The sequence below is a fragment of the Janthinobacterium sp. SUN206 genome (assembly GCF_030587305.1).
Classification (GTDB): Bacteria; Pseudomonadota; Gammaproteobacteria; order Burkholderiales; family Burkholderiaceae_D; genus Janthinobacterium; species Janthinobacterium kumbetense.
The window spans coordinates 1,447,048-1,472,611 of sequence record NZ_JAPWIB010000001.1 but is presented as its reverse complement, the minus strand read 5'-3'; the positions used below and the strand labels follow the sequence as shown (position 1 = coordinate 1,472,611).

Below are 25,564 nucleotides of genomic sequence, written 5' to 3'. Positions count from 1 at the left end.
CGCCGTCAGCGCCGTGAAAAAAGGGCGGGTGCCGCATGCGGGTCAGCCAGGCGGCAGAATCCTCAGCACCACGCAATTGCGCCCCGCATCCTTGGCCTGGTACAGCGCGGCATCGGCCAGCCGCAACAGGGCGTCAGGATCGGCGGCGCCCGGCGCCGACTGGACCGCGATGCCGACGCTGATCGTCACCTGCTGCGCTTCCGTACTCGCGTGGACGATGCCCAGGTCTTCGATGGCGCGCCGCAGCGCTTCGCCGATCTGGCGCGCTTCGTCCGCGCCCGTGTTCGGCAACACGATCGAAAACTCTTCGCCGCCGTAACGCGCCGTCAGGTCGCCTGCGCGCCGCATGCCGGCCGCCAGCGCCTGCGCGACCCGGATCAGGCATGCGTCACCGGCCTGGTGGCCGTGGCGGTCGTTAAAGAGCTTGAAGTAGTCGACATCGAGCATGACGACGGCAAGCGGCTGGCCGACGCGCGTGGCACGCGCGCATTCGGTGCGCAGCACGTCGTCGAAATGGCGCCGGTTCGACAGGCCCGTCAGGCCGTCGGTGATGGACAGGGTCGCCAGCTTGCGGTTGGCGTCTTCCAGTTGCCCGGTGCGTTCGGCAACGCGCCGTTCCAGGCTGTCATGCAGTCTGGCGCTGGAGATCGAGATCATCGCCTGCGCGCCAAGCATGCGCAGGAATGCGACGCGTTCCTCCGTAAACGAGGCGTCGGCCAGCCGGTTCTCGAAGTACAGGATGCCGTCGATCCGGCCGCCGTGCCGGATCGGCAGGCACATGACGGCGCGCGGCAGGTGCAGCTGCACGTACGGGTCGGCGGCAAAGCGCGAGGCGCCCGTGATGCAGTCTTCGATCACCTCCGCGCCAGTGCGGATGACGTAGCGCAGCAGCGACAGCGGGAATTGCGGGTCGCTGGCGGCGTTCAGGTCGAGCGGGCGCGCCTGCAGGACGGTGACGCCATCGCCATCGATATTGGCCTCCAGCTGGTAGCTGCCTTCGGACAGCAGCAGCAGGCGCGCTACCTGCCCGCCGGCGTTTTCGCACACGATGGCAATGAGGCGTGTCAGCACGTTGCGCAGGCCGACTTCGTTCGACAGGATTTGTGCCGCCTTCAGCAGCGACACCAGGTCGAGCGCGGAACTGCCGTGCGTGTGGGAGACGGAATGCCGCTGCGTGCCGCGGCCATCCATTCTTGACAGCAGCGCGGCATGGCGCTCCCGCAGCTGCGCCACTTTGCCCTCCGCGCCCCACTGGCCATAATGCGCGATGGCGTCCCCGATGAAGACGGCTGCCACGCGCGGCTGCCCCTGGTCGCACCAGCATTCGCCGCACAGTTCATTGCCCAGCGCTTGCATGTTGACGTAGCCTGCCAGGCCAGCCGCGTCGATCGCCTGCTGGTAAAGGCGCGTGGCCAGCTGCAGATCGTCCCGGTAGCGTGCCATCTCGGCCATCACCAGCAGGTGCTTGGCCGCGCTGTTGTCCGAGCCTTGCCTGGCCCACTCGGCGAGACTCGCTTGCAGCGTGCCGATCACGGCGCACAGATCGCCCGCATCGGCGCGCGCGGGAGCGCGCCGCAAGGCGCGGATCAGGATCAGCGCGGCGTAGAAGCTGCACTCGGCCACTTTGGCCTGGCCGCGCATGATCTGCGTGACGATGCCGAGCTGGCCGGCCAGCTGTTCGGCATCGGCGTTGTCGAACAGGTAGGCGTTGCGGATTTTGCCTTGCAAGAAGTAGGCGCGGTACAGGTGCGAGTCGCCATACCGTGCGAGGAAGCCTGCCTCGCTGAACACCGCATCGTCGTAGCTGTCATGGCGCGGCAAGAGGCCCGTCAGGCACTTGATCGGCTGGACCGCGGCGGCGACGCAGCAATCGGCCATCGCCTGCTGGCCGTTGGCGCGCATCAGCGCCAGGTCGTGCTCGATGTCGTGCATCAGGTGCGGCAGGTAGTCACCGAGGATGATCCGGTCGGTGGCGCGCACGGCGGCCACCACGCCGACCTGCACGAAATCGGCGATTTCCAGCGCCCAGCCAAACGCTTCCTCGTACAGGGCGTCGGAACTGCGCAGCGGCTGCGTCCAGTGGTTGCTGAGCGCGCCGAACATCAGCCCCGTGAGCGTGCGCGTCTGCAGGTTGGCGCGGCGCCTGGCCAGCGCCATCGCCATCGCGCCGAAGTGGTAGCCGCGCGCGATGTCGCCGCTGTACAGCGCCAGCATCATCGCGTAGCCGACATACGCGACAGCGCTGAAATCGCTGTTCCCCCGCTGCATGGACAGGCGCGTCATCGACACCACCATCAGCGCGCTGAGATCCTGCTGGCCGGCGTAGTAGCTGGCCATCCACAGGCCCTGCATCATCTGCATCGCGGCCACCGCGTCCGGCTCGCACATGTCGGCGGCCGCCAGCAAGGTCTCGGGCGCATGCGCGCCGGGCTGCCGCCCGATGTCGGCGAGAATGTCGGCGAAGCGCGCCTTCATGTGCGCCACATCGTGCGGAATGTCGATGTCCAGCTGTGCCAGGCCGTCGCGCTGCACGGCGATGGCGTCGAGCAGGCGGCCCTGCAACTGATACTGGTGCGCCTGGATGGCAATGCAGCGTACCTGCTGCAAGGGGCTCAAGGCACGGGCGCGCACCAGTGGATAGATCGCCTCGGCGGCATCGAACTGGCCGCACAGGTAGGCCGCTTCGGCGGCGCCCAGCTGCAGCTCGAGCCAGAGGCCGGCGTGGGTGTTCCATGCGTCCGCCGGCAGCAGGTCGAGACCGATGCGCATGTGCTCCAGGGTCGACTGGAACGCGGCGGAGCGCCGCGCCTTGACGCCGGCCTGGAGATTGAGCGTCGCCAGATGCACGCGCTCGCCCGCTTCGTCGATCAGCGCGCGGCCGGCGTTGAGCTGCTCGACGATGTCGAACAGCGTCTCGTCCTGGCGCTCCGGCGGCGTATGCCGCAGGAGCAGGCGGCCGATGAGAAGATGGTTGGCCGCGCGCGCACCGGCATCGGCGACCAGGTAGGCTGCCTGCTGCACCCGGTCGTGCAGGAAGCGGTAACTGACGCCGCTGTTGCCCGCGACGGTGTCGCCATTGACGTATTTGTAGCGTTCGTCGAGCGGCTGGATCAAGCCTGCCCTGAGCGCCGGCCACAGGTCTTGCTGCGTTTGCCGGGGAGCGCGGTCCACTGCCAGGGTGAGCGTGTCGAGCGTGAAGCGGTTGCCGCTGGAGGCAGCCAGTTGCAGCAGGTGCTGCGTCACGCCGGGCAGGCGGCGGATTTTCTCCAGCAGCACCTCGACCACGTTGTCGGCGTATCCGGCCTGTTCTATCGCAGGCAGGTCCCAGTCCCAGCAATCGTCGGCGGGCCGGTAGCGCAGGTGGCCCGCCTCGTTGAGCGCGGCGAGGAACTGGTTGAGGAAGAAGGGATTGCCGGCCGTCTTGCGGTAGCAAATGCTGGTCAGTGGCGCGCAGTAAGGCGCCGCCACGCGCACGGTGGCCGAGACCATTTGCGCCACCTGCGGCTCGGTCAGCGCGCTCAGTAACAGCGTCGACTGGCGCACGTCACGGGCGAGCAGCTTGTCGCGCAGCGCGCTGAGCGGATGCGCGGGGCCCACTTCATTATCGCGGTACGCGCCGATGAACAGCATGCAGCTCTTGTCGCAGGAGACCATCAGCAGCTCGATCATCCGCAGCGTGGCCGCATCGGCCCATTGCAGGTCGTCGAGAAACAGCACCAGCGGATGTCCGGCGCAGGCGAAGACTTCGACGAAGCGGGGGAAGAGTCGATCCAGGCGCAGCTGGGCCTGTGCCGGCGCCGACGCGGGCAGCGGGTCGGTGGGGCCGACGATCAAGGCCAGCTGGGGAATCAGCTCGACGATCACGCCCACGCCGCTGCCCAGGGCTTCGTGCAGTTTTTCGGACCATTGCCGCAGCGTTTCTTCCGGCTGGTCCAGCAACTGGCGCACCAGCCCCTGGAAGGCCTGGATCAGCGAGGCATACGGCACGTCGCGCTGGAGCTGGTCAAATTTGCCGGACAGGAAGCGGCCGCGCCGGGCGATGATGGGCTTTTGCACTTCGTTGACGACCGCCGACTTGCCGATACCCGAATGGCCGGCCACCAGCAGCATCTCGCATGTGCCGGCGGCACTGCGCTCAAACGCCGCCAGCAGCGTGGCGATGGCATCCTCACGCCCGTGCAGCGTTTGTGGAACGAGGAAGCGGCCGTCGTGGTCGGACAGCTTGAGCGCCTGCGCTGGCTTGTTCGCGCGGCAGGCTTCGAGGTCGCTGCGCAAGCCTTGCAGGCTCTGGTAGCGCTGATCGGCATTTTTTTCCAGCAGCCGCTGGATGATCGGCAGCAGCTGGCCAGGCAGGCTGGCCAGCACCGGGTGCGACCAGTCCGGACTGCGCGCAATATGGCAATGCACGAGTTCCATCTCGTCGCCCGTCTCGAACGGCGTCTGGCCGGTCAGCATTTCGTACAAGGTGGCGCCGAGCGCATAGAAATCGGCGCGCCAATCGACCCGCCGGTTCATGCGCCCCGTCTGCTCCGGCGCCATGTAGCGCAGCGTGCCTTCCAGGGTCTGGAGATTGACGATGCCATGGCTTTCGCAGGGCAGTTCACAGGCGATGCCGAAATCGATCAGCTGCAGCAGGCGTCGTTCGGCATTCCACACCAGATTGGAAGGATTGACGTCCTTGTGGATCACGCCCTGACGATGGACCTCGTCCAGCGCCGCGCACAGTTGCAGCGCGATGTCGAAAAAATCGTCCAGCGCCAATGCGGGCTGCGACGGCGTCCTGCGCGCCGCCACCTGCGCGCGCAACACCTGGTCGAGCGCCAGGCCGCCGGTATCTTCCAGGATCATCGTCCAGCGCCCGCCGTGCAGCTGCAGCGCCAGCGGATGCGCCACGCCCGGATGGCGGCAGCGGCGAGCAATCGCATACTCGCGCTTGAATTGTGCCAGTTGCTGAAAGGAGGGGAACGGCTGATTCGGCATCTTGACGATCAGCGCAGTGCCATCGGCGGCCCGGGCGCGATAAACCCGCGAGCGCGTACCGCTGTGCAGCTGTTTGATGATCTCGTGGTCGAAAAGGGGGCGCATGGGCAGGGCTTAGCGGTACACAGACGGTTGCGGGAGCCTTGAGGCGCACATCTCGGAGTACTAGTTGATTGCTAGTATTATATCAGTAGGGAGTTGCGGGGGAGGGCGCGGGGTGATGGGGGCTGTTGTAAAAACGTCAGCGGGGGCAGGCACTGAGGGGGAGCGATGAGGGGATGTGGCACCAGCGCAACCTGGAAACTGGATAATGAGCATGATGGCGCACTTTGTACGCCATCGGAAAAAGAATGTGCAGGCTAATTCGCACAAGCAAACGGTGCGGCTTCCTTTTTTCATGCGTGCTCTGACTCAGCGTGCTCGCGCCCCGCTTACCGGTAAATAGTCAGGTATTTCGCGGGAATGTCGAGCGGGTGGAGCATGCCAGCTAGCGCCAGGTTGATCAGCAGGGCGACCACCAGGCCGACTCCTGCCGGAACGCCGATGGCGAGCCTGCGCACCATTGGCGAGTGCGCTTCGACTTGCCAATATGCGGCACAGCCCAGGTGCGTGAATAGCGCATACACTGCGAAGAAATAATACGGTGCAAACAACAATTCATATGGCATCAGCACAAAACCGGCTGCGGCATAGTAAAAATTGGTGTCGAGCTTGAGCGCGGCGCGGCCAAACAGGACCGCGCCGACATGAAAAAGCAGGAACAGGGCCAGATAGATCCCTGAGCCGGCCTGCAGCCACGCTACGAACCCGCAGCGTTTTTTCCATCCCCGCAGCACCATCCATATTCCGCTGCCACATTGAAACAGCACGCACGCCAACAACACCGACTCGACGACGGCATTTCGATAGAGTGGCCGTGTCGCCTCCATGAAGGCGATGTGCGCATGGGCGCCGGCAATGGCCATCAGGTGATTGACAATATGCAGCAATATATAGGCCGCCAGGACGCATGCCGACAGGCGGTGAAATTTACGAATTGACATATGAATCCATGAGTGAGTGTGATTTTCCCTATGTTGCGCTGGGGCTCCATACCTCATCGAGGGCTACAGATACTGCACCGAAAATTTTCATTTATTAATAAATAAGCAATATCGCGCAAGGCGGACATGGCAGCGGTATTCATCAGACTCCCTCGGTTGGCATCAGATGGAGGTAGTATCGTTTGGTTGCTTAAGCAGGTCTTGAACGTTTGCGACACGCAACAATATTTTCATGACGCTATCGGATGTCGTCCGCCTCGTTGCCTGCGCGTGGCGCTAGCCTCTTGTGTACGAGCCTCGTTGGTGCGCAGCACCGTTTATTTTCCGCCGTTGTGGCCAGCCACCGGTAAAAAGGCGGGGCTTTTGACACGCACTATTTGACAAAAGGACTTGCCGTTCAAGACGGTATCTGACGGATATCCGGCTTGGGCATGGCGGACAGCGAGAGGGTGCGCAGTACTTCCAGGCCTGCCACGAAGGAGTGCCCGCATTCGGGGTTCTGGCACATGTAGGTGATTTCCTTGAACATGGCGGACATCGTGCGGCTTTTGACGGCGCGGACGGTGTTTTCGCAATGCGGGCAGGGCAGGCCGATGACTCTCATTTCAGCTTTCTTTCCACTTGGTACAGGGCGCGACCGCGACCTGTCATGTTTTTCGACTGTATGCGTAAGCGCGACTTGACGAGCCATTCGGCCGCCTGATCGATACTTGCCAGCCCCTGGCGCTGGCGCACGAGTTCCAGAACCGCGCGCTCTTCGTCATTGAGGGTAATTTGATGGTCTGGTATTTTACGTAACTTTAGAGTTGCTCAAAAGTGACTCGGTTTAAACGCTGCGGCGCTGTACGCTGTCGATGGTGGCGTCATCCAAGGCGATCACGGCCAAGGCTTCACGCATCACGATCTGGCGCACCAGCACCGCAAGCTCTTCGCCCTGGTAGTTGGCGATCGAGGAAACAAGCTGGTGCTCGTAATCGTCCAGGCGCAGCATGACGCGGTGGCTGCGGATACGTTTTGCATCGGGGAACATGACGTGGTCCTTAGTGGGTGGGTTTGGATGCGAGTTCGCGCTTGTAATCGGCGAGGCCGCGCAGGATCAGGAAACGTAGAAACCAGGCACGGGAGCGCTCATGTTCCTTTGCGTAGTTCTCGACTTCGTCCACCTCATCAGGCGTCAGACGAACGCCAAGAGGCTTAGTCGTGACGCCCTTGGCAGTGCGCCCGGCATTGGATACGTTTTTCATAATGTTATGATGTGTAATCGCTACGGAATGGCGTAAATATATCACTCATTTGAGTGATTTGGAAAGGTATTTGTACTCAAATGAAGTATTTTTTTGATCGTCTCAAGGAAGAACGGAAGCGCCTCGGCCTTAATCAGGACGAGTTTGCTGCCCTAGGCGGAGTAAAAAAGGGTGCCCAGTTCAACTATGAAAATGGCTCCCGTACGCCTGATTCTGACTATTTGGCGGCCGTTGCTGCAGCTGGGGTAGACGTTTTGTATTTGCTGACTGGAGAACATGCGCTCTCTGCGTTACCTGCGGACGAGCATGAACTGTTGACTGGCTATCGCAAACTAGATATTCGTGCGAAAGCAAGGGTTCTCGGGGTTGTGGAGGGAATAGTCGAGACACCATATGACTCAGCCACCGCTGGTGGAAAACCTCATGTTAAGACAATCATTCATGGTGAAGTAGGTCAGCAAGTGCATGGGGATATAGTGGCTCCCCAAACAATTAACGTTGGAAGTAAAAAGAAATAACCAGCGGAAATTGTGGCGGAAGAGATGCTTTCTACCTCTGAGGTGGGGTACTCAATTGATAATTGCAGCATTTTTAATGTTTGCTTTTGCTTGCAGTTGGTCGCTGTGCAAACGCGAAGTCATGGCCACGGCGGTAACAGGATTCAGCCGAAATTCCTGCTATTACGATGGGAAAGCTTTTACAGTTGGCATCGTTATCGAAACGGCAGAAGGTATCAGATGTGAATGTATTTCTAATGCTTCTAATGTTTTTCCCACTTGGATTGTAGGGAGTGGAAATAAGTTGCAACCATCTTAGCGGCTTCTTGATAGATTTCATTGATGGCTTAAGTGGTATTTTGGTTCGTTAGATATTTATAATTTTGTTTGTAAGTCACTCACTTTTTGTATTGTTATTTTCTGAATATATTTCTGGTGATTTTTTTTGAGTTTTTCTGTAATGGGTAAGGTATTCAGGTAGGGATTAATTGATTTCTTTTTGGGTAAAACCGGGAAAAGGGAGAGTTTGGTGAAGGGACTTGAAGGTATTGCGCTGACGATTAAAAAAAGTTCTCTTGATAAGGCAATTAGTCATGCGCAGGGACTCGGTGAGTCTGATGAGCAAATTGTAAGGAGAATATTTTTCTATCGTCCGTCACCGATTTCTGAAGTGGCGAATGATCCAATTTTCTCAATTTTTGATGCTGTTTCTGCTAAATTTGGAGTTCCATTTAAATCACTTTGCATTTCTGGATCGGCTCAAACAGGACATAGCCTATACAAGCATACTGACTTTGACCCTAGTTCGTCTGATTTGGATTTGGCAATAGTTGATGCTGGAGTTTTCCAGGAATACTCTGAAGCATCACTCATTGCAACTAATGGATATCTGAATAATACAAATTTCCCTGATAGGAGATATTGCGATAACGTTCAGGAATTATTTTTTCAAGGATTGGCCAAAGGGTATTTTCGTCCAGATTTGATGCCTATTTGCAAGAAGCAAATTGAATGGGAAGAATTTTTTCGACGGCTTACAAATAAGTATCGAGGAAATTTTAAATCTATTAACTGTGCAATTTACTTTTCGCAAATATTTTTTGAGAAAAAATTGATGCCAGTTTATTCTAAATATATCGAAAGGAAATAATGAGTAAGTATAAAGTAAGATCGAGAGATTTGGTAGACATGGCATCGGATATCAAAGCCGGGACTATTATTTTATCGCCGCACTTTCAAAGGAAATTGGTTTGGAGGTTGGCCCATAAAGTTGATTTCATTAAAACTATTTTATTGGGTTTCCCATTTCCTGAGATTTTCCTGTCTCGTGGAACTCTGGATGTTGTTACGATGAAATCCACTAGTTGTATTGTGGATGGTCAACAACGTATGAATACAATCGTAGAATATCTGGCGGATAAGTTTGAGGTTGATGAAAGGAAATATTCTGATCTTACTCAAACGGAAAAAGAAGATTTTCTGAAATTTGAAATTGCAATTATTGACCTGGATCTGCCACAAAATGATCCGAAAATTAAAGAAATTTTTCAACGCCTAAATCGGACTTTTTATGCTCTTTCTCAGATAGAAAAAATTTCTTCTGAATATGCATCTTCAGAGTATATGTTGGTAGCAAAAATGATGTGTGGAGAACTACGCGATTTAGAAGATGGCTCTAGTGATAAAAATATTGATCCGGATCTCTATAAGAGTGACCCGAATATCTCAAAGAATTTTATTAAGTGGGGGAACTTGGTAAAGGCCGATAAATTTATTAAGTTTATTGTCGAGGGGCCAATTTTTTCTGTTTACGAGATTCAACGTCAGGTGCATCTGGCCTATACTCTAAATTTAATTTCAACTATAGAAAGCGATTTCTATAATAGGAATGAACAGCTTCAACCAAATTTATTCAATTATGCTGATGAGTATCCAAATAAAGATGAGGTGGTGAATAAGCTTAATTGGGCCGCAAAAATTATTTCTGATTTGAAATTGCCGGAGTCTTCGCCTTGGTATTCAAAGTCGAATGCTTTTACTCTATTGATTGCACTGGTAAGAAACTTCGAAAGCATCGATGGTATTAGTAAAGTTAAGCTGCGATCATTGTCAACGGCTCTAAAGACATTCCTGGAAACACCTCCAGACGATTACGCGCTAGCAGCACGAGAAGCTGTAAATAATAAGCGACAGCGTATGGACCGTAATGACGCAGTTGAAGATATAATTAATGAAGCGCTGGAATTGGTTTGATTGTATTTTAATTGATGTTTACTATGTATTTATATTATAGAGATTTATTTACTATGGTTGCTGGGATTGGGGTTGGGATTGGGATTTGATTAGGCATTGGTTTTTATTCTGGAAGCCGTGGCCATATTTTATTAAAACACTGATCCTTGGCAGCTGTGGGCATCAGATCGATTTATTAATACGGCTGCGGATCCGACTTTTTTCGACTCTACGGTTTCCCAGTTTCCATCAGCATGCGTTCGTTCATGTAAGTTCCAAATGTGCAGGCTTGGGGGCGGTGTCAGGTCTGCCATTCGGACACGAACTCAACCTTGGCGTGTAGACTCACAGCAAACTCTGATGTACTTCTTAGTGTGAATACGACACGACTAGCTATGCTGCATATGCGTTTTGACGCTGAGTTTTAAATTTAATAATAGAAATTTTTATTTATATTATTTTTATTTGTGGGGGGTTTTGGAGTAGATGAAAAGAGATTATATTGGATATGTTATTGCATTATTAAGTATATTGATTGCTGCATATATATCTTGGTATTTTTACGATAAGAGTATTCAGTTTAAACAGCCAACTTTTTCTGCGGACTTTGTTCCGCAAACTATTTACGACGTAAAGGAGGAAGTTCGTATTCCGCTTAAAGTTACTCGCGAAGATGGTACGCCATTGAATAAAAGTGTTCGGCTTGCATCACACACCTTTTGGAATGCTGGAAATTTACCCATTTCCGCACAAGACGTACTTACGCCGATTCGCGTTACAATAAAAGATGATTCTGCAAATATTTTATCTGTATCAACTGAAAGGGAAAGTCGAAAAGTGGTCGGCTGCTCGGTAAAACTTGATGGGAAAAATTCATTTATTATAAATTTTCGAATCCTGGAGCAAGACGATGGTTGCTTGGTTAGAATGTTTTACACGGGAAGTTCGTCAGTTAAGTATGCTATTTCTGGCGATATCGTTGGTGTGAAAAAAATTGCCCTTCAAGACGAAACAGCTTGGGATGTAATCGAGAGGGGTAACAGTAAAACAGAGATTTTTGAGAGGTTTGCCAGTAAGGCATCGGCGATAATTTCTGTTTTGGTAATTGGAGTTTTTGCCATGATTTTTGTTCATGATAATCATGGGAATAGTCGTCGAATGTGGAAAGCTAACTTGGGATTTGTCGTTGCTTTACTTTTGATTGTTGGGGCAGATAAATTGAGTTCACGCATTAAAGAAATTAATTCGCCAGTAACTGTTAATAAGGCAAATTGGGTATCAATTGATGCACCATAGAGCAGAGCTCGGGACTTCTTTTTTGCATTGTTCAAACCTTGGGAATTGTTGATTTTGATTTCTGACGTTCGTCGCTGTTTTCCTGAATGATGTCCCGCACTTCTTCAATATGCTTCCACGCATGCAGCGCCGCCCGCTTGGCGGCCTGCTTGCTCTTGTAAAGATGCTCCAGCGTCTTGAGCGTGCCCGTGGCGCCGGCCTGTTCCTGCCCCGCCTTTTTCTTCTTTGCCGCTACGTCCTTCCACTTGGCTACCACGCCCGTGATGCCTTCGTCCGGGTCTTTCTCTTCCTCGCGCTCCGCCTCGACCGCTTCCGTCTTCGTTTCAAGTTCCACCCGCGTGGTAAAGCCGTTGCCGCCCAGGCTGTGCGTGACCTTGACCGATAGCCATTCGGTGGCGTCGATCTCGGGCTTGAACCCTTTGACTGTCACGGGCGATTGCGGGAACACGGCCGGGTTGCCCAGGGCGAGGTTCATTTCAAAGGTGGCCAGGCCGCGCAGGATGCGCTGCCATTCGGCCACGGCCGCCGCGCGCGCGTCTGTTTCGTTGGCGAAGGTGGCCCGTAGGCGCTTGCTGTTGCCGGGCACGCCGGCCACGACGCTGCGGCGGCGTGCGTAGCGCTCGTCGTGCCAGAAGGCGCGCACGCCCGTGTAGGCATCGCTTTCGGCGCTGTGGTAGCGGTGGCCATCGCCCAGGGCGCGCGTGATGGGAATGACGGGCAGCGCCTTGCCGCTAGCCGTGCGGCTCTGGTTGATGGGGATGAAGAGCAGGGTGTCATTCTTGATGGTGGCCACCGCGTCGTATTTCCTGCCCAGCCGGCGCAGGAAGGCCGCATCGCTTTTGTGGGTTTGGTCGATGTGCTCGATGGCGATGTCGCGCAGGCGCGCCGACACGCCCGACGCCAGCTCGTTGCGAAAGGCAATCGCCTCGATGATGGCGCCCAGGGTTGTCTTGTGAAAGCTGTGTTCTTGCTGCTGTTTAAACGTGTCGGCTGGTCGGACTGACCGCAAGCCATTTCCATTCCCTGCGCGTAGTCGTGAAAACGTGGGAAAGCAAGTTCAGCTCACGATTCACTGTGGCGCCAGTGACCTTGTTTTCCCCGGTCATGCGCTGATCGCGCCAGGCGCCGAGCAGTTCAGGTGTCACGTTGGCCAGCTTGATATCTTGATTTTCACGCCGCCAATGAGCACTTCGCCGATGGCATTGAGGCGCAGCGTTTCCCGGCGCTCGTCGCGCTTGTGGATGGAGACTTCTTCCAGGTATCGGTCGAATGCGTCGCCGTAGCTTTTCCCGACGACAATGCCGCTGTCGGCGCCGCGCCGGATTTCGGTTTTGCGTTCCGACACCCAGGCCGCAGCTTCGGCCTAGGTGCTGAATGTTTTAGATTCCCGTGTGCCGAGGATGGCGATCTCCGCCCGCCAGCCGCCAACCCGTTTCCTGAGTGAAGCCATGCATCCCTCTCGTTGAGGCGTAATCACGGCGTAAGTCTGGCGTAATCGCTACCGGTTTTTGTCGGGTTTAATCTGTATCAAGGGAAATGTCGGGACGTAAAAAAAGCCACTAACCCGTTGATTGTATTGGGTTTAATGGCTTTTTTGATGTTTCTGAATTCTGTGCGCTGGTGCCGGAGCCGGAATCGAATTAACCCCGGAAGCCAGCCTATCATCAAGGGTCTTTGCCGACCTTGAGCTTAGATACCGTCAAAAGTACCGTCAAAAGAAATGGGGGGCCGTTTGAGTGCTACCGGGATTCCCGTAGTTGCACTCACCGCGCTTGGCCGCGCCGGTGATTTATGCGGTGTGCTTTTCGGCCCAGGCGATGACTTCCCGCGCCTTGTACAGCGCCTGGGAGCGTCCCTCCACCGGCAATCGAACCGGCCGGGGAAAACTCGGAAGGCAGACAATATCACTGCGCACGCGGTTTGTTGATCGCTTGAAATACGCGGCGAGGCAGCTGGTGTCCCAGAGGTCGACTGATAGCGGTATCGGTGGCCGCTGCATCTTTTCTATCGCTTCGGCCAGTCTGGTCAGAACATCGATTTCGGTGGGTGTCATACTTGTGGTCCTTTCTCGTCGTGTGGTAACGCCAGGCTTCACCATAGCAGGCAGGTCATCTTGACGTCATTCTCAAGCAGCGTGCGCCTGGCCAATCGCGGTGGCCTGATGGCTCGATCAGGATTGCCAACCAAAATTAAGGCAGCAGTATTCAAGCAACATGTTCAAAAACGACCGTTTATGAACAGGCGATAAAACCCCTTCATAGAACTGTTCATAAAATACCCCTTTGATTTATGGACATGTTCATATATATTGAACACGTTATTGAACATGCTTGCTAACCCTTGGAGATAGAAATGGCAACTTTCGCATACGGCCGAGTCAGCACGGCAGACCAGACCGCCGAGAACCAGCGCCAGGAGATTGAACGCGCCGGGATCGTGATCGATTACTGGTTCGCAGACGAAGGCGTATCGGGAAAGGTACCAGCGGCGCAGCGGCCACAGTTTGCGCAGCTACAGCAGCAGATACGAGCGGGCGAAACGCTGGTTGTCTCCAAGCTTGACCGCCTGGGCCGTGATGCGCAGGACGTGGGTGCCACCATCAAGGTGCTAGCAGCCCGTCGGATCGAGGTGATCGTGCTGCAGCTCGGCAAGCTGGACCTGACCTCGCCGGCAGGAAAGCTCATGCTGACCATGCTGGGCGCTGTCGCGGAAATGGAGCGGGATCTTTTGGTCGAGCGTACCCAGGCAGGACTGGCGCGCGCCAAGCAGCAAGGAACGGAGTTAGGCCGCCCGACCAAAACAAATGACAGCCAGCGGCTGGCCATCGTTGCGCAGCATGCAAAGGGCTCGTCGATCAGCGAATTGGCCCGCACCTACGAAATATCACGCGCCAGCATTGGCCGTATCCTCAAGGCCCAGCCCGATGCGGCATAGCCAGGTGGGGAGTGCACGCACCAGTTGCTTCGCTGGTGCGATGTGGCTGCTGTGATACCTGCACCATAGGAGCATGGCGCCGGTACTGTGCAAGGCCATCATCAACACGATGGGTGGAGCGTCTATAATTGCCAGATCGACAGGCTTGCCGGGAAAAACCATGCACTACGATCCGATCATGCTGGGCGCTTTTATCGCCATGCTCATTAACGCCTGGCTTGAATCCAGGAAGTAGCCCATCACTTTTCCTCCTGCTGCTGCATGAGCACGGCCGGCGACATTGCCAATCCCACCGGGCGGCCTGCTGCGCGTTGCAAAGGGTTACCCGCCAGCGCCTTCGGTACATTCATCGCCGCACTTGATTTGAGTCCGACTGAGATGTTCTGGATCGGCTCCTGTAACGATTTTCCAAATGGCACCTTACTTAGCAGCGAGCTGCCTGCAATACGGTCAAAAATATTGCCGATTGCTGCTGCGGAGTTGGAGTTGTTGACCGCGCTTCCTCTTGGTTGCACTTGTTCATAGCTGGCCACCCGCCCGATCGCCCGCAGTTGGTCGACTTCCGGCCTAGTGAAGAACAACGCTAGCTTCTCGTCGCCGATGGCGTTCAGGGATTTGTTGTAGGCCGATTGGCTTAGGTTGCCCACTTCGTCAGCGGCGCCGTTAAGCGCCTTGGCCTTCAGGTGTGCTGCAATCTGCTCCCGGACGGCCTGAAGCGCATCAGGGCTTGATCGCACTGCTTGGCGCAGCGCTGCCACGTCGGCTACATTCGACTTCGAACCGCCCCCAACGACGAACTGCTGCACGAATTTATCGGGTTCGATACCGTCACGCACGGCCTGTAAAGCGGGCGTCTTTTCGACAATGCCCATGTATTGTCGATGCGTGCTGCGCGCACGATCAAACGCGGCCTGTGAACCTGCTGCAAGCGGCTGCCCTGGCAGCAATGGCGTTTCCTCTAATGCTGTACGTACTTGGCTGATCGCATCGCGTACGCCTCCGTCAGACGATGTCCGCTGAACCTTTGCCATAATCGTCTTGAATTGCTCCGCAGTTTCGATGGTCAGTGGCACGGCTCCTGATGCGAAGTCGTTGAGCTTCTTGCGGATATCTGCGGGCAGTTCAGCATTGCGCAGGTTGTATGTCAAAAGCTCGTCCGCACGCGTTGCAAATGCTTGCGGGTCAAGCGCGGCACTGCGCCCACTTGAATCTCGAGCACGGTCGTACAGTCGACCAATGATGCCAGTGGCGCGGTCGTTGTAACCTTCCACGCCAGCCATTACCCGGCGGCCACCGGCAATCGCCGTATCGGGCGTGCTTGCACCTGCCTCGTTCAAACCGCTAATAAGTTGCCTATTATTGGCATTCTCATTCTGCCCAAGAGTCTGAGCCGAAATGTCCTTACTGTTAATGCCCAGTTTGGCCAGGTTACGTTGTTGCGTAATAACAGCCGGATTGTCCGTCAAGCCTGCGGCTGTTGGTGTTGTACCGGTCATTCGATAGTCGGCCAGGCGTCTGACAGCCATCGGGGTGACAGAATCGCTAATTTTGAAAGCATCGGCCACATCCTTTCGAATGCCCGCTTGTACGCCAGCCGGCAAGTCGGCCAGCGTCATGCCGCTCGGTCCCAATGCACTGTTGATATGTGTATCGATCTGCGCTGGTGATGGCACCTGAGGGCGCGCCATACGGCCAATTGCACCAGCAGCCTGAGCGAGTTTGTTCATCGTCAGCGGTGCGGCAACGCCAGCTGCCACGCTTGCCAACATCTGCGATGTATTGGTGCCGCCAGTTTCGCGCGCGTAACCGCCGGCGGCGCCAGCTGCACCGGCAGAGACCAGCTGTTGCAGAGGGTTGGTCGCAAGTGTCTGTGCAACGCTTTTCGTCACGCCTGATGCGCCCTGGGCGACCCGCCCTGCTGCTGCGACCGGTACCATGCCCCCGGCCACAGTACGCGTCATATCGCCAACCACCCGCTCGATTGCATTGCGAGGCTCTGGAAGTCCGACAGCATCCGCTAAGCCTCTGAAGTTGACGGGCTGGAAAACATCGCGGGGTGTTGCACCGGCTACCAGTCCGGGTAGCGTCTGCTTCTTTGGGGCCAGCATATTGAGGCCCGCCCGAAACGGCGTCGCCAGAAGATTAAACGCTTCGCCGGTACCCTCTATGCCGTAACGCGCAGCGAGGCCGAACTGGCGCGGAATGTCGGCGATACTATCGTTCAGCTGCTGACCGAATGGTTTTGAGGGTGCGGAGGTCTGCGCCCCTGCGCCAAGCTGTGACTGCAGTATTTGGAATGCCTCCTGCTCGGTGGCGCCATCTGGCCCCTCAACGGAATATTTTTTGCCTTCTGGACTGGTGAATTTAAAAGTGCGCTTGTTGGCAGGTGCCGCCTTCGTATTCGCTAAGTGGCCAATAATGTCTTCTGGCTTGTAGCCGGCAGTCGTCGCGGTCTTGATCTTATCGGCGTAGTCGGGAGATGAGGCGAGGTGATCGGTAATCTGTGCATCGCTGTAGCCGGCGGCTTTCGCCTCGGCGATCTTTTCTTGAATTGGGCGCATGATTTACTTTCAGGAGATATCGGACAAGGGCAACTTGGTATCGACAACAGGCTCTAGCTGAGCTGGGCGCGAATCGCACGGTGGTTCTGTCACGTCAGCGGCAAAAGCGGACGTAACCATTGCTACAACGCTGTCGATAGCCGCGGCGTTAGGGTCAAGCAGGCCACCAACCCGCCTTGCCAGCTCCAATTCTATTTCGTAAAGAATCACAACTGCCTCCGCACGCTCGACCTCAGTTTCGGTGGCCTGGCGAATTTCCACATCCGCGCCAGTCGCAAGCACCTCATCGATGTCTTGCAGGGTGAGCCATTGCCCGTTGGGATCCATACAGAAAACACCGAGAAGGTCAGGCGCTCGGGTGCTCAACTCCGGGTTGAAGTAGACGATTTTCATTCAGTTTCCTTTCATGTCGATGGCGCATTAAATCCCGCTTGCGTCCGATTCTCAGGGGGGAAACCGGACAGTTACAGCGCTTCGGCAATGACCAGATAGGCTTGTGAGCGACCGATTCCATACTTCGCCTGCAGGCGCAGGCAGATCGTCGCGCGGCTTTCCCTCTGGTCGAGCAGGTGGCGCGCGAACTTCACGCGCTCCTGCCGGTCGATTGAAGAAATGCCGTCCAGGGCTGCGCTCTTGCGTATCAGCTCTTCAAACTGACGCTTTGCGGGCTCAGGCACCGAGAGAGCCGCCAGCCCATCGAGCATTTTTTGATATGCCCCTTTACGCACCAGTCCACCTGCAGCGTTGCACTATCCGATAAAGTCGTCGCGCCCCCTCACTAAAACCATCACCAATGGGGAGCTTTGGTGCGCACTTAAAGGCACGTCGCGCTTCGCTCAAATAAATTGGTCGGCTGCCAAGGGTTGCTGAACGCCACTCATCAGGACAAGGCGCCGAAAGGCCAGGTAAGTAGCGCCGAACATTCGGTAAAACGTTGCGATAGAAAGCCCTGCGGCGCGTTTGTCCATATCGATATTCCCCTATGAAGGAGCGCTGATTTCTCTCCCCATGTGATTGAGATTTGCTCGGCTTTATTTTGCACCGAATTGCCATGCCGGGAACCGATTTCGCCTCCAATTTCCACTGCGTCGGATCGAAGTATTTCAGCGTAGCAGCACGAAAACCCGTTTTCAATTTGCGCGTTTTCAGTGCGAACTTTGCCGCGAACCAACCCAGTGCGAACCATCTAAACGGCCTTGCCTTTCTTGCATGAAAATGCCTATGGGAATTGCTGCCGCATGGCCGAAAACCACGAAAATGGCCCGAAAATCCCCGATGATTCCCGATAAACATGGTGGTTACTTTTTCGCAGGAGGGAGCAGAGCGGCCGTTTCACTTCCTCGCCGCCCAAAACCCATCTTCTCCGCCATCCTTTCCTGCGCAGCTTTCACGCAATCCATATCCTTTTCGAGGTAGGCCATCGTCGTGATGGGGCTCTTGTGGCGCATGACGGCCTGTATCGTCTGGATGTTCGCGCCGGCCTCCGACAGCAGCGTCGCATAGCTGCCGCGCAGGCGGTGCGGCGTGAGCCCCTTGATCTGGCTCTTCGCATTGGCGGTTTTCATCGCCGTACGGGCATAGCCGGATTGCAGCTGCGTGCCGTCGGCGCGCGGCGCGATCAGGCCTTCGCCTTTGCGCAAGGGTGCCAGATAGTCGACAAGCCATGGCTGGATAGGGCAAGGCTCGGCCTCGCGGCCCTTGGTGATGCCCGGCGTGTAGGTCTTGCGTTCCCAGTCGATCCACTCCCAGCGCGCAGTGGCTGCCTCTCCCTCGCGCAGGCCCAGGCCGAACAGCAACCGTATGGCCACGGCAACTTCGGGCGTGTCTACCGTCGCGGCATCGACCTGGGCGAGCCAATCGCCAGCCGAAGCGAGCGACAAGATGGCACGCGGGACTTTCTGGACCTTCAACATGGTTACTCGCCATGGCAACCGAAGCAGGATCTCGCGCTTGACGGCCCAATTGACCATCAGCTTGATTACCCGCAACCAGGCATTGGCGGACGCTGGCTTGTGGTCGACCAGGTGCAGGTTGCGCGCTTTCTCGATGTGCAGGGTGGTGATGTCGCTCACCGGCAGATCGCCCAGGTCGTAAAGATGCAGGCGCCGGATCACATCCACCGAACGGCGATGCGCAACACTGGCGACGGGTGCGCGTACCAGCTGCCACTCGGCGAACAGTTCGGCCAGCGTTGGTACCGGCTTGCCGCCGTTCGCTCGGGTAACAGCGTCGGCGTAGGCCCGTGCGGCCACAATCTCGGCTTCATGCTTCACCGTCAGGCGCGTGGTGCGCTGGACGCGCTGGCCGGCCACCTGGTACCGGTAATGCCAAATCTTGCTTTCTCCAACTCGAAATAAAGTTGCGCTCATGTTTTTTCCTATCGTAGCTATTTTTTGTGGCAATGTTGAGTAATATGCAGCGGCTGGCGCGGCACCATGGCCGCGCATCCGCACGCGCCGCTGGCTTGGCAGTAGCGAAGTAACGCAGTCACCGTTACAGCGGCGTTACCGGAGCGTTTCCGGGCTTGCGGGCCGCGCCGTCATGGTGATGCTTCGCTATCCCGGAGCACCCGGATCGCAAAGCCGTGGCAGCGCTGCAGTACGTCCACCAGGTCGGCGGGCATGGCCGGGCCCTTCATCCGGTTTTGTCGCCATTGCCCGCAGCGCCTGGCGTTGGCGGTGCCGGCCATGTGCGCGCATTCCAGGCATACCCGCCGTTCATCGTGCTGCTGGTCGCGCACCGTCAGCCGCTGCGCCAGCGCCATTGCGGCCGCCTGACTCAAACCCCGGCCACGAAACAGTGCCGCCCGTGCGCGGGTGGTATCGTCGGGAGGCGTCGTGCTCGATGCCTGGCAAGGCGGCTCCACTTGGAAAAGTGGTTCGGCGATGGGTTGATCGAGGTAACGCACCAGATCTTCCTTGAAAGGGCGCAGCATGCCTGCAGCGAAATGCACCGCATCGGGCTGGCCTTTCAGTTTGAGAGCGCCACTTGCCAGCTCGACAATTACGCCTGCCTTTTGGCATTCCGCCAGCAGGCTTGCGGGGGTCATATCGTCACCTCAACCGAGGAAATTGGTATGACATTGGATGCAACCTTTTGGGAAGGGAGCGCCGAAGGGAGCGAAGGGGGCGCTGTTTTTTCTGTGCTCCCTTCACTCCCTTCGTGCTCCCTTCGTGGAATTGCGCCCGGCAAACACCACATCCATGGACCGCCCATGCTGGCCTTCACCGCCTCAATTCCCAGCGATTTTTTGATGCGTTTGGCCGCATCCCATGAATGTCCAGCATCCCGGATTTCGGCTTGCAAAGCTTTGGTGGCCATGCGACCGCCAGCATCGGTGAGGGTGTCAATCAGCATGCGCTCCAGGTCGTCACGCTGCCCACCATCTCCACCTTCGCTCTCATCGTGCTCAACCTCGCCCAGGATTTCCCGTGCAGTTCCGTCAATGGTGCCTTCCCATACCGCGTGCGTGGCTTCGATGCCGCCATTGATCGTCTTCATGCCTAGGCTGTAAGACACGCCGCCGTCATCCGGTGCGATGTTGGACTTGGCGCGCGCCAGCACACGGCGGGCGCCGTCTTCTTCCTTCGCCGTCACCAGCACCATGCGCGCCAGGGCGCCGAACGCCTGGGAGCCGATAACCCGGTCCTGTGGCGCTTTGCCTGCGCCGCCCTTGGCAAAGTGGGTGATGCCGATCACCGCGCACTGGTGGGCCTCGGCGAAGTCCACCACGGCTTGCAAGCTGCGGCGCACATCATTGGCCCGGTGCATGTCGCCGGCCACGGCGGACACGATAGGATCGATCAGCAGCAGGCTCACGCCACCGATGGCGGCCACCGCGCGGTGCAGCTCCGGAATGTCCTGGGCCGGATCGAATGGCACGCTCTCGCCGTTTTCCGTGATGCCCTCAATAAAGTGGCAGCGGCTCAGGTCGGCGCCGGAGGCGATCAGGCGCGGCACCAGGGTATCGTCGGCCACGTCCTCGCTCGACCACACCAGCACGTTACCCTTGCGCTTGCAGGCGCTGCCATCAGGCCATGGACCGCCTGCCGTCAGCACAGAGGCCAGGCCGAGCGCCAGCGTGGTCTTGCCTGTGCCGGCGGCACCGGCCAGGATGGTCAACTTACCGGCCGGCACCCAACCAGGCCACAGCCAGGTAATCGGTAGCGGCTTGATATCGGTGGCGCAGCGGATTTTCACGGTGCGCGTGTCAGTCGCCGGGATCATCGAACGATCGTTGGTCAGGCTCGTTGCTGGCTCGGCCGGCGGCGCCGCCAGCGCAACAGGCGCAGCATGGCTACGGTCCTGCGACGCGGCCGCGCTGATTGCCGCCATGACAGCCTGGCTTCCCTCGCGGGCATGCAGGTCGTTAAAGTCGGTAGGCTGTCCATCGTCAGACTGAAACACAGGCACCGCCAGCAAGCCGCCAACAGCAGCGGCCGCAGCCTTCGCCTTTATCAGGCCGGTATTGCTACTCTCCTTAAACCTGTCGTCATCGGCGCACACGATGATCCGGATGCCCGGCAGTTTCCCGCGCAATACCCTGGCCACCGCCTCCAAGTTGCCGGCATTGAAGGCCACGGCCACCGGGTAGCCAGTGGCTGCATACAGGCTGGCGCCAGTAGCGAAGCCTTCGCAGACCAGCAGCGTATCGGCAGGCTTGCCGCCAAAGCTGTAGTAGCAGCCCTTGACCTTGCCGTTCGACTTGAGGAGCTTGCTGCCATCCTCGTAGATGAATTGCACGCTGGTGATGGCGCCGGTGGCGTCGCGTATTGGCACGATCAGGGTGCGCTTGTCCTTGAACTCTTTCAGGCCATACGGCTTGATGCCCTTGCGGACGCAGTACGGATTGTCGTCGGTGGCATCGCGCGCGCCGGCCAGTATGCGCACGCACACGGTCGCTGCTTCGCCTTCCAGCTGCAGGCGCGTGAACTCGGCTTCCTGTCTGGCCTTGTCGATGCGCGCGCGGTACTCGGCGCGTTCGGCCGGCGTCAGCACCTGGTCTGACTTGCCGCACCACTTTTCGGACAGGTCGGTTTTCCAGTTGCCGAAGGCGCCGGCCGGCACGCCGTCGCTGTGGAGGATGTACCAGGCCGACTTCTTGCCTTTCTTGTCATCCGGGGCGTCGAAGCGGTGGCGCAGGCCATCGGCGACGATATCGGGCGGGGCCAGGTCGTAGCCGGCCATGGCGATGGCAAACTGTGCCTCAATGTTTGAAAGCGATGCGTTCAATGGATAGCCTCCTTCGGCACAGGAATGCGGATAATGACGGCCTTGAAGGTGCCACCGCGGCGATCTGCCACATCCTGGTGATTGATGCGGATGAAGCGCTTGGCTTCTGCGCGCGTAGAGAAGGAAATGGTTGCGCCAGCAAAGGTGACTCCCCAGGGCTTGTGTGGTGCGGTGGCCATTATTTCGCCTCCTTTACGCGGTATTCGTTCAGCCATGTGATGCGGTCATTAGCGTGCTCGGCCAGCAATCTCGCTGCCGAAATGGCAAAGCGCGTAAGGATGTAGGTATCTACCGGGTCAAGCACAGGCAAGTCTTCGTCGGCCGGATCGGCATCGGTGTTCGTTTCCCTGGCCAGATCGCTATTGCTGGCCATTTCAAGGCACACGCCAATGCCACGGGCGATATCCATCGTGGCGGCGGCGAATTGCGCATCTTGGTCATGCTTCAGGTGGAGGTGCAAGTGCGAGAAGGGCACATGAAACGCGGTGGCTTTTGGCAGCTTGGCCGGTGCAGGTGTGTGACGGGTGTTCATGGTGCACCTCCGTCGATGCCAGCCAACGTGCCCGCGACTTCATCTGCCATTTGCTGTGCCAGCCAAAGCAGATCACCAGGGCCGTCTTCTGGCTGCATTGCCAGCAGAAGCGCGGCCAACTGGCGCGCGCGCATGCGGGCATGCTCGGGAGCGACAGCGTAGGCGAGGTGAATATCAGCAAAGGGCGCATCCAGCACGATGGCCGCATCAATTTGGCTACGAGTGCTCGTTTTCATGCAGCACCGCCGATCTTGGCAACGGCCGTACGCCAGATCGTTTTGCCTTCTTCAATACCGGCAAAGAAAGCGTCAGCGGCGGCCGTGCCGGCTTGGTACGGCAGGTCGAAGTCCTTGCGCTCGATGCGGTGCTCAAGCGCCATGCGGGCGCCGGCCTTGTATTCCTGGCTGCGTGGTGCGCGGCCGTTGTAGAACGCGGTTTGAAAAAGCTGGTCGACGGAGAGGGTGCCGACGAATGAGGGGGAATGTAGGGATGTGGTGGAGCCTGGCATGATTGCCTCCGTGTGTAGTTTTGAAACCGCACAACCCGTCGCCAAACGGGGTGAGCAGCAAATGGTGGGGTTGGCGAACCGGTACACACGGAAACCGGCATACCCGAAGGTATCCCCACCACTGCCGCTCATAGGAGACGCAATGGCTCGGACGAAAAAAAGCCGCCTGGAAGCGGTTGTCCGCCATGTGTAAGTCAGGTCGCCAAACCCGGTCGCTTCTTTTTTTGCGACGTTTTCAGGATAGGTGGAGAATGGCCGCGCGTCAACAGGATTTTTTCTGACATGGTGAGAGAGCATCATGTAGCTCCCTTAGCGCGCTTCGTAATGAAGGCTTCGACCTGGTCCAGATCCCATACAGTGACGGACTCGCCAAGCTTGAAAGGCTTGGGAAACTTTCCTTCTCGAACCCAGCGCCAGACGGTGGCCGGGCTGACTGGCAGCTTGCCGGGCCGCCCCTTGGTAGTCGCCAATTCGGCAATTCTGATAACTTTCTGTGACACGATACACCCCTTGTTTGTACGCCGTAGCGCAATGGGTGCAATGTCCTATTTATTTCCCTTGGCGTGAAGCCGCTGTGCCGGCACGCCGGTTTTTTCGGCCCTCCGAAATCCATTCTCGAACGGTTTTAAGGGTAACTGGAACTAGCTTCCCTGCGGCTGCTTCCGCTGCGGAATTTATGGATTTATACTCATTCTGTTTTTCATCCCAGTCCCAAACTTCGAGCTTCATCTCCCGATTTTCCTTGTGTCTAGCAGCCGCGCCCTTTTTTGCCTGCATCGACAGGCCGTTATTTTTTGGGCCGCGCTCTATCGATAATCCCCTCACTGCACCAAGCCACATGTTGGCCTCACAAGAAAATGCCCATGCCATTTTGCTATTTTTATTTGCTTTCATGGCTTGAACTGCATAGGAGCAACATACCTCTAGCATGGCCATATGCACCAATCCTGCTTTGAAGGCAGGCTTTATGGTTTTTCCCTCCCACTCGGATAATTGTTCAGTTTTTAGAAAATTTTCCAGTTGCGCATCACCATTTGTATTCGGGCTTAGCCAAAAATCCTCGAAAAAAAATGTGAAAAAAGGAAATTCTCTTTCAAGTCCCCATAGATCCCATGTGGCCGCGAGACCGTCGACCACATAAACGGCTTCGGTAAATGATGTGCGCTCTGATCGAGGTAGGCGCAGTTCGTTGTCGCTCATTCCATTCCTTAAAAAAACTGAATAAGTTGTGATTCCAATCATCAGCAAAGTGGGTTTGCAGACATAATCTGTGAATTTATGCGGCACTACCCTGTAGCCGAATAACTTCGGCGCCTGCTCGCAGGTTGTCCAGGTAGTCAGCCCATCGCTGCATCATTTCCCGGCGCGCCGGCAGATGACTGGTGCGGTTGTAGGCCCTGCCGTTCACGTCCCTGACCGCGTGCGCCAGTTGGTGCTCGATCAGGTCGACACGCTCACCCAGCACCTCGTCCATGATGGTCCTGGCCATGGCGCGGAAGCCGTGGCCGGTCATTGCCTCCTTCGGGTAGCCCATGGCGCGCAGTGCCGCATTGACGGTGTTGTCGCTCATGCAGCGCTCTTGCGTGCGAATGCTTGGAAAGACGTACCGGCCGGTGCCGCTCATCGCGTGCACGCCGCGTAGCAGTGCTATGGCTTGGCTCGACAGCGGCACCAGGTGATCGAGGCTCATCTTCATCTTGATGGCGGGGATGCGCCAGAGTGCATCGTCGAAATCGATTTCCGCCCACTCAGCTGCGCGCAGCTCCCCAGGTCGCACAAACAGCAGGGGCGCCAGCTTGAGCGCCGCCACGGCGTAGGGATGGCCGTTGTAGTCGAAGATGGCGCGCAGGAGGCCGCCTGCCTGCTTGGGTTCGGTGATGGCGGCATAGTGCGTGCTAGGCACGGCGGATAGCGCGTCGCGCAGATCGGCGGTAACGTCACGCTCAGCCAGATCTGATGCAACCGCAAACCGGAACACCTGGCCGCACAGCTGTTTGATCTTGTGGGCCGACTCGATGGCGCCGCGCGCTTCAATCTTGCGCAGGGCAGCCAACACGTCGCGGGGTTTGATGGACGAGATCTGCATCGCCCCAATCTCAGGGAAGATATTCCTTTCCAGCCAGGACGTGTTCTTTTGCTGGGTGCTCTCGGCGCGTTCGGCTTGCGTTTTTCGCAGCCACTGCCGCGCGACGGCCTCAAAGGTATGCGATGCGGCCGCCGTCTTGGCATGCTGGTCATCGCGCTTGGCCTGGCTGGGGTCGATGCCGCCGGCCAGCAACTCGCGTGCTTCGTCGCGCCGCTTTCGGGCGGTGGCCAGCGATACGGCGGGGTAGACGCCTAAGGCCAGTGTCTTGCGCTTGTCCAGGAAGCGGTAATCCAGGCGCCAATACTTGCCGGCTTCCTTCACTAACAGGTACATTCCGCCGCCGTCCGTGTGCTTGTCGCCGGCGGGCCTGGTGGGCCTCACCTGTCTTACAAATGTGTCTGTCAGCGCCATGTCTTCCT

General features: G+C 57.3%; 26 protein-coding genes. 5 read left to right on the top strand and 21 right to left on the bottom strand.

The window, feature by feature from the left end; translation table 11 throughout:
• Window positions 1–42: 42 nt before the first annotated feature.
• The 5 genes from O3300_RS06590 to O3300_RS06565 all read right to left on the bottom strand — a co-directional run bounded on the left by O3300_RS06590 (window position 43) and on the right by O3300_RS06565 (window position 7,267).
• A complete protein-coding gene (locus O3300_RS06590; RefSeq protein WP_305052498.1) occupies window positions 43–5,085 on the bottom strand; it encodes a diguanylate cyclase domain-containing protein in 5,043 nt (1,680 codons plus the stop codon).
• Between the two features lie 326 nt (window positions 5,086–5,411).
• Complete coding sequence (locus O3300_RS06585; RefSeq protein WP_099667448.1) at window positions 5,412–6,023, bottom strand: hypothetical protein; 612 nt, start codon at window positions 6,021–6,023, stop codon at window positions 5,412–5,414.
• A 397-nt stretch (window positions 6,024–6,420) separates the two neighbouring features.
• A complete protein-coding gene (locus O3300_RS06580) occupies window positions 6,421–6,627 on the bottom strand; it encodes an ogr/Delta-like zinc finger family protein (RefSeq protein ID WP_099667449.1) in 207 nt (68 codons plus the stop codon).
• A gap of 222 nt (window positions 6,628–6,849) precedes the next feature.
• Window positions 6,850–7,053 carry a hypothetical protein gene (locus O3300_RS06570; RefSeq protein WP_099667451.1) on the bottom strand — a complete coding sequence of 68 codons (204 nt, stop codon included), beginning with the start codon at window positions 7,051–7,053 and terminating at the stop codon, window positions 6,850–6,852.
• Between the two features lie 10 nt (window positions 7,054–7,063).
• Window positions 7,064–7,267, bottom strand: a complete 204-nt coding sequence (locus O3300_RS06565; RefSeq protein WP_305052497.1) for a CopG family transcriptional regulator — start codon at window positions 7,265–7,267, stop codon at window positions 7,064–7,066.
• A gap of 80 nt (window positions 7,268–7,347) precedes the next feature.
• Here O3300_RS06565 and O3300_RS06560 point away from each other — a divergent pair, with 80 nt between their 5' ends.
• The 4 genes from O3300_RS06560 to O3300_RS06545 all read left to right on the top strand — a co-directional run bounded on the left by O3300_RS06560 (window position 7,348) and on the right by O3300_RS06545 (window position 11,292).
• On the top strand, window positions 7,348–7,785 hold the full coding sequence (locus O3300_RS06560; protein ID WP_305052496.1) for a helix-turn-helix domain-containing protein: 438 nt from the start codon (window positions 7,348–7,350) through the stop codon (window positions 7,783–7,785).
• Between the two features lie 508 nt (window positions 7,786–8,293).
• The gene (locus O3300_RS06555) at window positions 8,294–8,914 is read left to right on the top strand and encodes a hypothetical protein (RefSeq protein ID WP_289914271.1); all 621 of its coding nucleotides are present in this window, start codon (window positions 8,294–8,296) and stop codon (window positions 8,912–8,914) included.
• A complete protein-coding gene (locus O3300_RS06550; RefSeq protein ID WP_305052495.1) occupies window positions 8,914–10,017 on the top strand; it encodes a DUF262 domain-containing protein in 1,104 nt (367 codons plus the stop codon). The genes O3300_RS06555 and O3300_RS06550 overlap by 1 nt, the downstream gene beginning before the upstream one ends.
• Before the next feature lie 465 nt (window positions 10,018–10,482).
• Window positions 10,483–11,292 (top strand): hypothetical protein, encoded by an 810-nt coding sequence (locus tag O3300_RS06545; protein WP_289914273.1) that lies wholly within the window; start codon window positions 10,483–10,485, stop codon window positions 11,290–11,292.
• A gap of 31 nt (window positions 11,293–11,323) precedes the next feature.
• Here O3300_RS06545 and O3300_RS06540 read toward each other — a convergent pair whose 3' ends face one another.
• The 3 genes from O3300_RS06540 to O3300_RS06530 form a co-directional block, all read right to left on the bottom strand.
• The gene (locus tag O3300_RS06540; RefSeq protein ID WP_305052494.1) at window positions 11,324–12,301 is read right to left on the bottom strand and encodes a contractile injection system protein, VgrG/Pvc8 family; all 978 of its coding nucleotides are present in this window, start codon (window positions 12,299–12,301) and stop codon (window positions 11,324–11,326) included.
• 132 nt (window positions 12,302–12,433) lie between these two features.
• Complete coding sequence (locus O3300_RS06535; protein WP_305052493.1) at window positions 12,434–12,637, bottom strand: hypothetical protein; 204 nt, start codon at window positions 12,635–12,637, stop codon at window positions 12,434–12,436.
• Between the two features lie 444 nt (window positions 12,638–13,081).
• On the bottom strand, window positions 13,082–13,345 hold the full coding sequence (locus O3300_RS06530) for a hypothetical protein (protein WP_305052492.1): 264 nt from the start codon (window positions 13,343–13,345) through the stop codon (window positions 13,082–13,084).
• A gap of 299 nt (window positions 13,346–13,644) precedes the next feature.
• Here O3300_RS06530 and O3300_RS06525 point away from each other — a divergent pair, with 299 nt between their 5' ends.
• Window positions 13,645–14,226: a recombinase family protein gene (locus tag O3300_RS06525; RefSeq protein WP_305052491.1), complete on the top strand. Its 582-nt coding sequence runs from the start codon at window positions 13,645–13,647 to the stop codon at window positions 14,224–14,226.
• Between the two features lie 239 nt (window positions 14,227–14,465).
• On the opposite strand, the gene O3300_RS06520 is transcribed toward O3300_RS06525, so the two are convergent.
• The 13 genes from O3300_RS06520 to O3300_RS06465 form a co-directional block, all read right to left on the bottom strand.
• On the bottom strand, window positions 14,466–16,787 hold the full coding sequence (locus tag O3300_RS06520; protein WP_305052490.1) for a hypothetical protein: 2,322 nt from the start codon (window positions 16,785–16,787) through the stop codon (window positions 14,466–14,468).
• A 9-nt stretch (window positions 16,788–16,796) separates the two neighbouring features.
• Window positions 16,797–17,180 carry a hypothetical protein gene (locus O3300_RS06515; protein ID WP_305052489.1) on the bottom strand — a complete coding sequence of 128 codons (384 nt, stop codon included), beginning with the start codon at window positions 17,178–17,180 and terminating at the stop codon, window positions 16,797–16,799.
• A 71-nt stretch (window positions 17,181–17,251) separates the two neighbouring features.
• Window positions 17,252–17,515 (bottom strand): hypothetical protein, encoded by a 264-nt coding sequence (locus O3300_RS06510; protein WP_305052488.1) that lies wholly within the window; start codon window positions 17,513–17,515, stop codon window positions 17,252–17,254.
• Window positions 17,516–18,085: 570 nt separating this feature from the next.
• Window positions 18,086–19,156 (bottom strand): tyrosine-type recombinase/integrase, encoded by a 1,071-nt coding sequence (locus tag O3300_RS06505; protein ID WP_131689423.1) that lies wholly within the window; start codon window positions 19,154–19,156, stop codon window positions 18,086–18,088.
• A 170-nt stretch (window positions 19,157–19,326) separates the two neighbouring features.
• A complete protein-coding gene (locus O3300_RS06500; protein WP_305052487.1) occupies window positions 19,327–19,836 on the bottom strand; it encodes a hypothetical protein in 510 nt (169 codons plus the stop codon).
• Window positions 19,833–22,019, bottom strand: a complete 2,187-nt coding sequence (locus O3300_RS06495; RefSeq protein ID WP_305052486.1) for an AAA family ATPase — start codon at window positions 22,017–22,019, stop codon at window positions 19,833–19,835. The genes O3300_RS06500 and O3300_RS06495 overlap by 4 nt, the downstream gene beginning before the upstream one ends.
• Window positions 22,016–22,198: a hypothetical protein gene (locus tag O3300_RS06490; RefSeq protein WP_305052485.1), complete on the bottom strand. Its 183-nt coding sequence runs from the start codon at window positions 22,196–22,198 to the stop codon at window positions 22,016–22,018. The genes O3300_RS06495 and O3300_RS06490 overlap by 4 nt, the downstream gene beginning before the upstream one ends.
• Window positions 22,198–22,551, bottom strand: coding sequence for a hypothetical protein (locus tag O3300_RS06485; protein ID WP_305052484.1), 354 nt, complete (start codon window positions 22,549–22,551; stop codon window positions 22,198–22,200). Before O3300_RS06485 ends, O3300_RS06490 begins: the two co-directional genes overlap by 1 nt.
• Window positions 22,548–22,787, bottom strand: coding sequence for a hypothetical protein (locus O3300_RS06480; protein ID WP_305052483.1), 240 nt, complete (start codon window positions 22,785–22,787; stop codon window positions 22,548–22,550). Before O3300_RS06480 ends, O3300_RS06485 begins: the two co-directional genes overlap by 4 nt.
• Window positions 22,784–23,359 carry a hypothetical protein gene (locus O3300_RS06475; RefSeq protein ID WP_305052482.1) on the bottom strand — a complete coding sequence of 192 codons (576 nt, stop codon included), beginning with the start codon at window positions 23,357–23,359 and terminating at the stop codon, window positions 22,784–22,786. Before O3300_RS06475 ends, O3300_RS06480 begins: the two co-directional genes overlap by 4 nt.
• A complete protein-coding gene (locus O3300_RS28425; RefSeq protein WP_369812226.1) occupies window positions 23,356–23,559 on the bottom strand; it encodes a helix-turn-helix transcriptional regulator in 204 nt (67 codons plus the stop codon). Before O3300_RS28425 ends, O3300_RS06475 begins: the two co-directional genes overlap by 4 nt.
• Window positions 23,560–23,608: 49 nt before the next feature.
• Complete coding sequence (locus tag O3300_RS06470; protein ID WP_305052481.1) at window positions 23,609–24,259, bottom strand: hypothetical protein; 651 nt, start codon at window positions 24,257–24,259, stop codon at window positions 23,609–23,611.
• Window positions 24,260–24,335: 76 nt separating this feature from the next.
• On the bottom strand, window positions 24,336–25,556 hold the full coding sequence (locus O3300_RS06465) for an integrase arm-type DNA-binding domain-containing protein (RefSeq protein WP_305052480.1): 1,221 nt from the start codon (window positions 25,554–25,556) through the stop codon (window positions 24,336–24,338).
• Window positions 25,557–25,564: the final 8 nt, after the last annotated feature.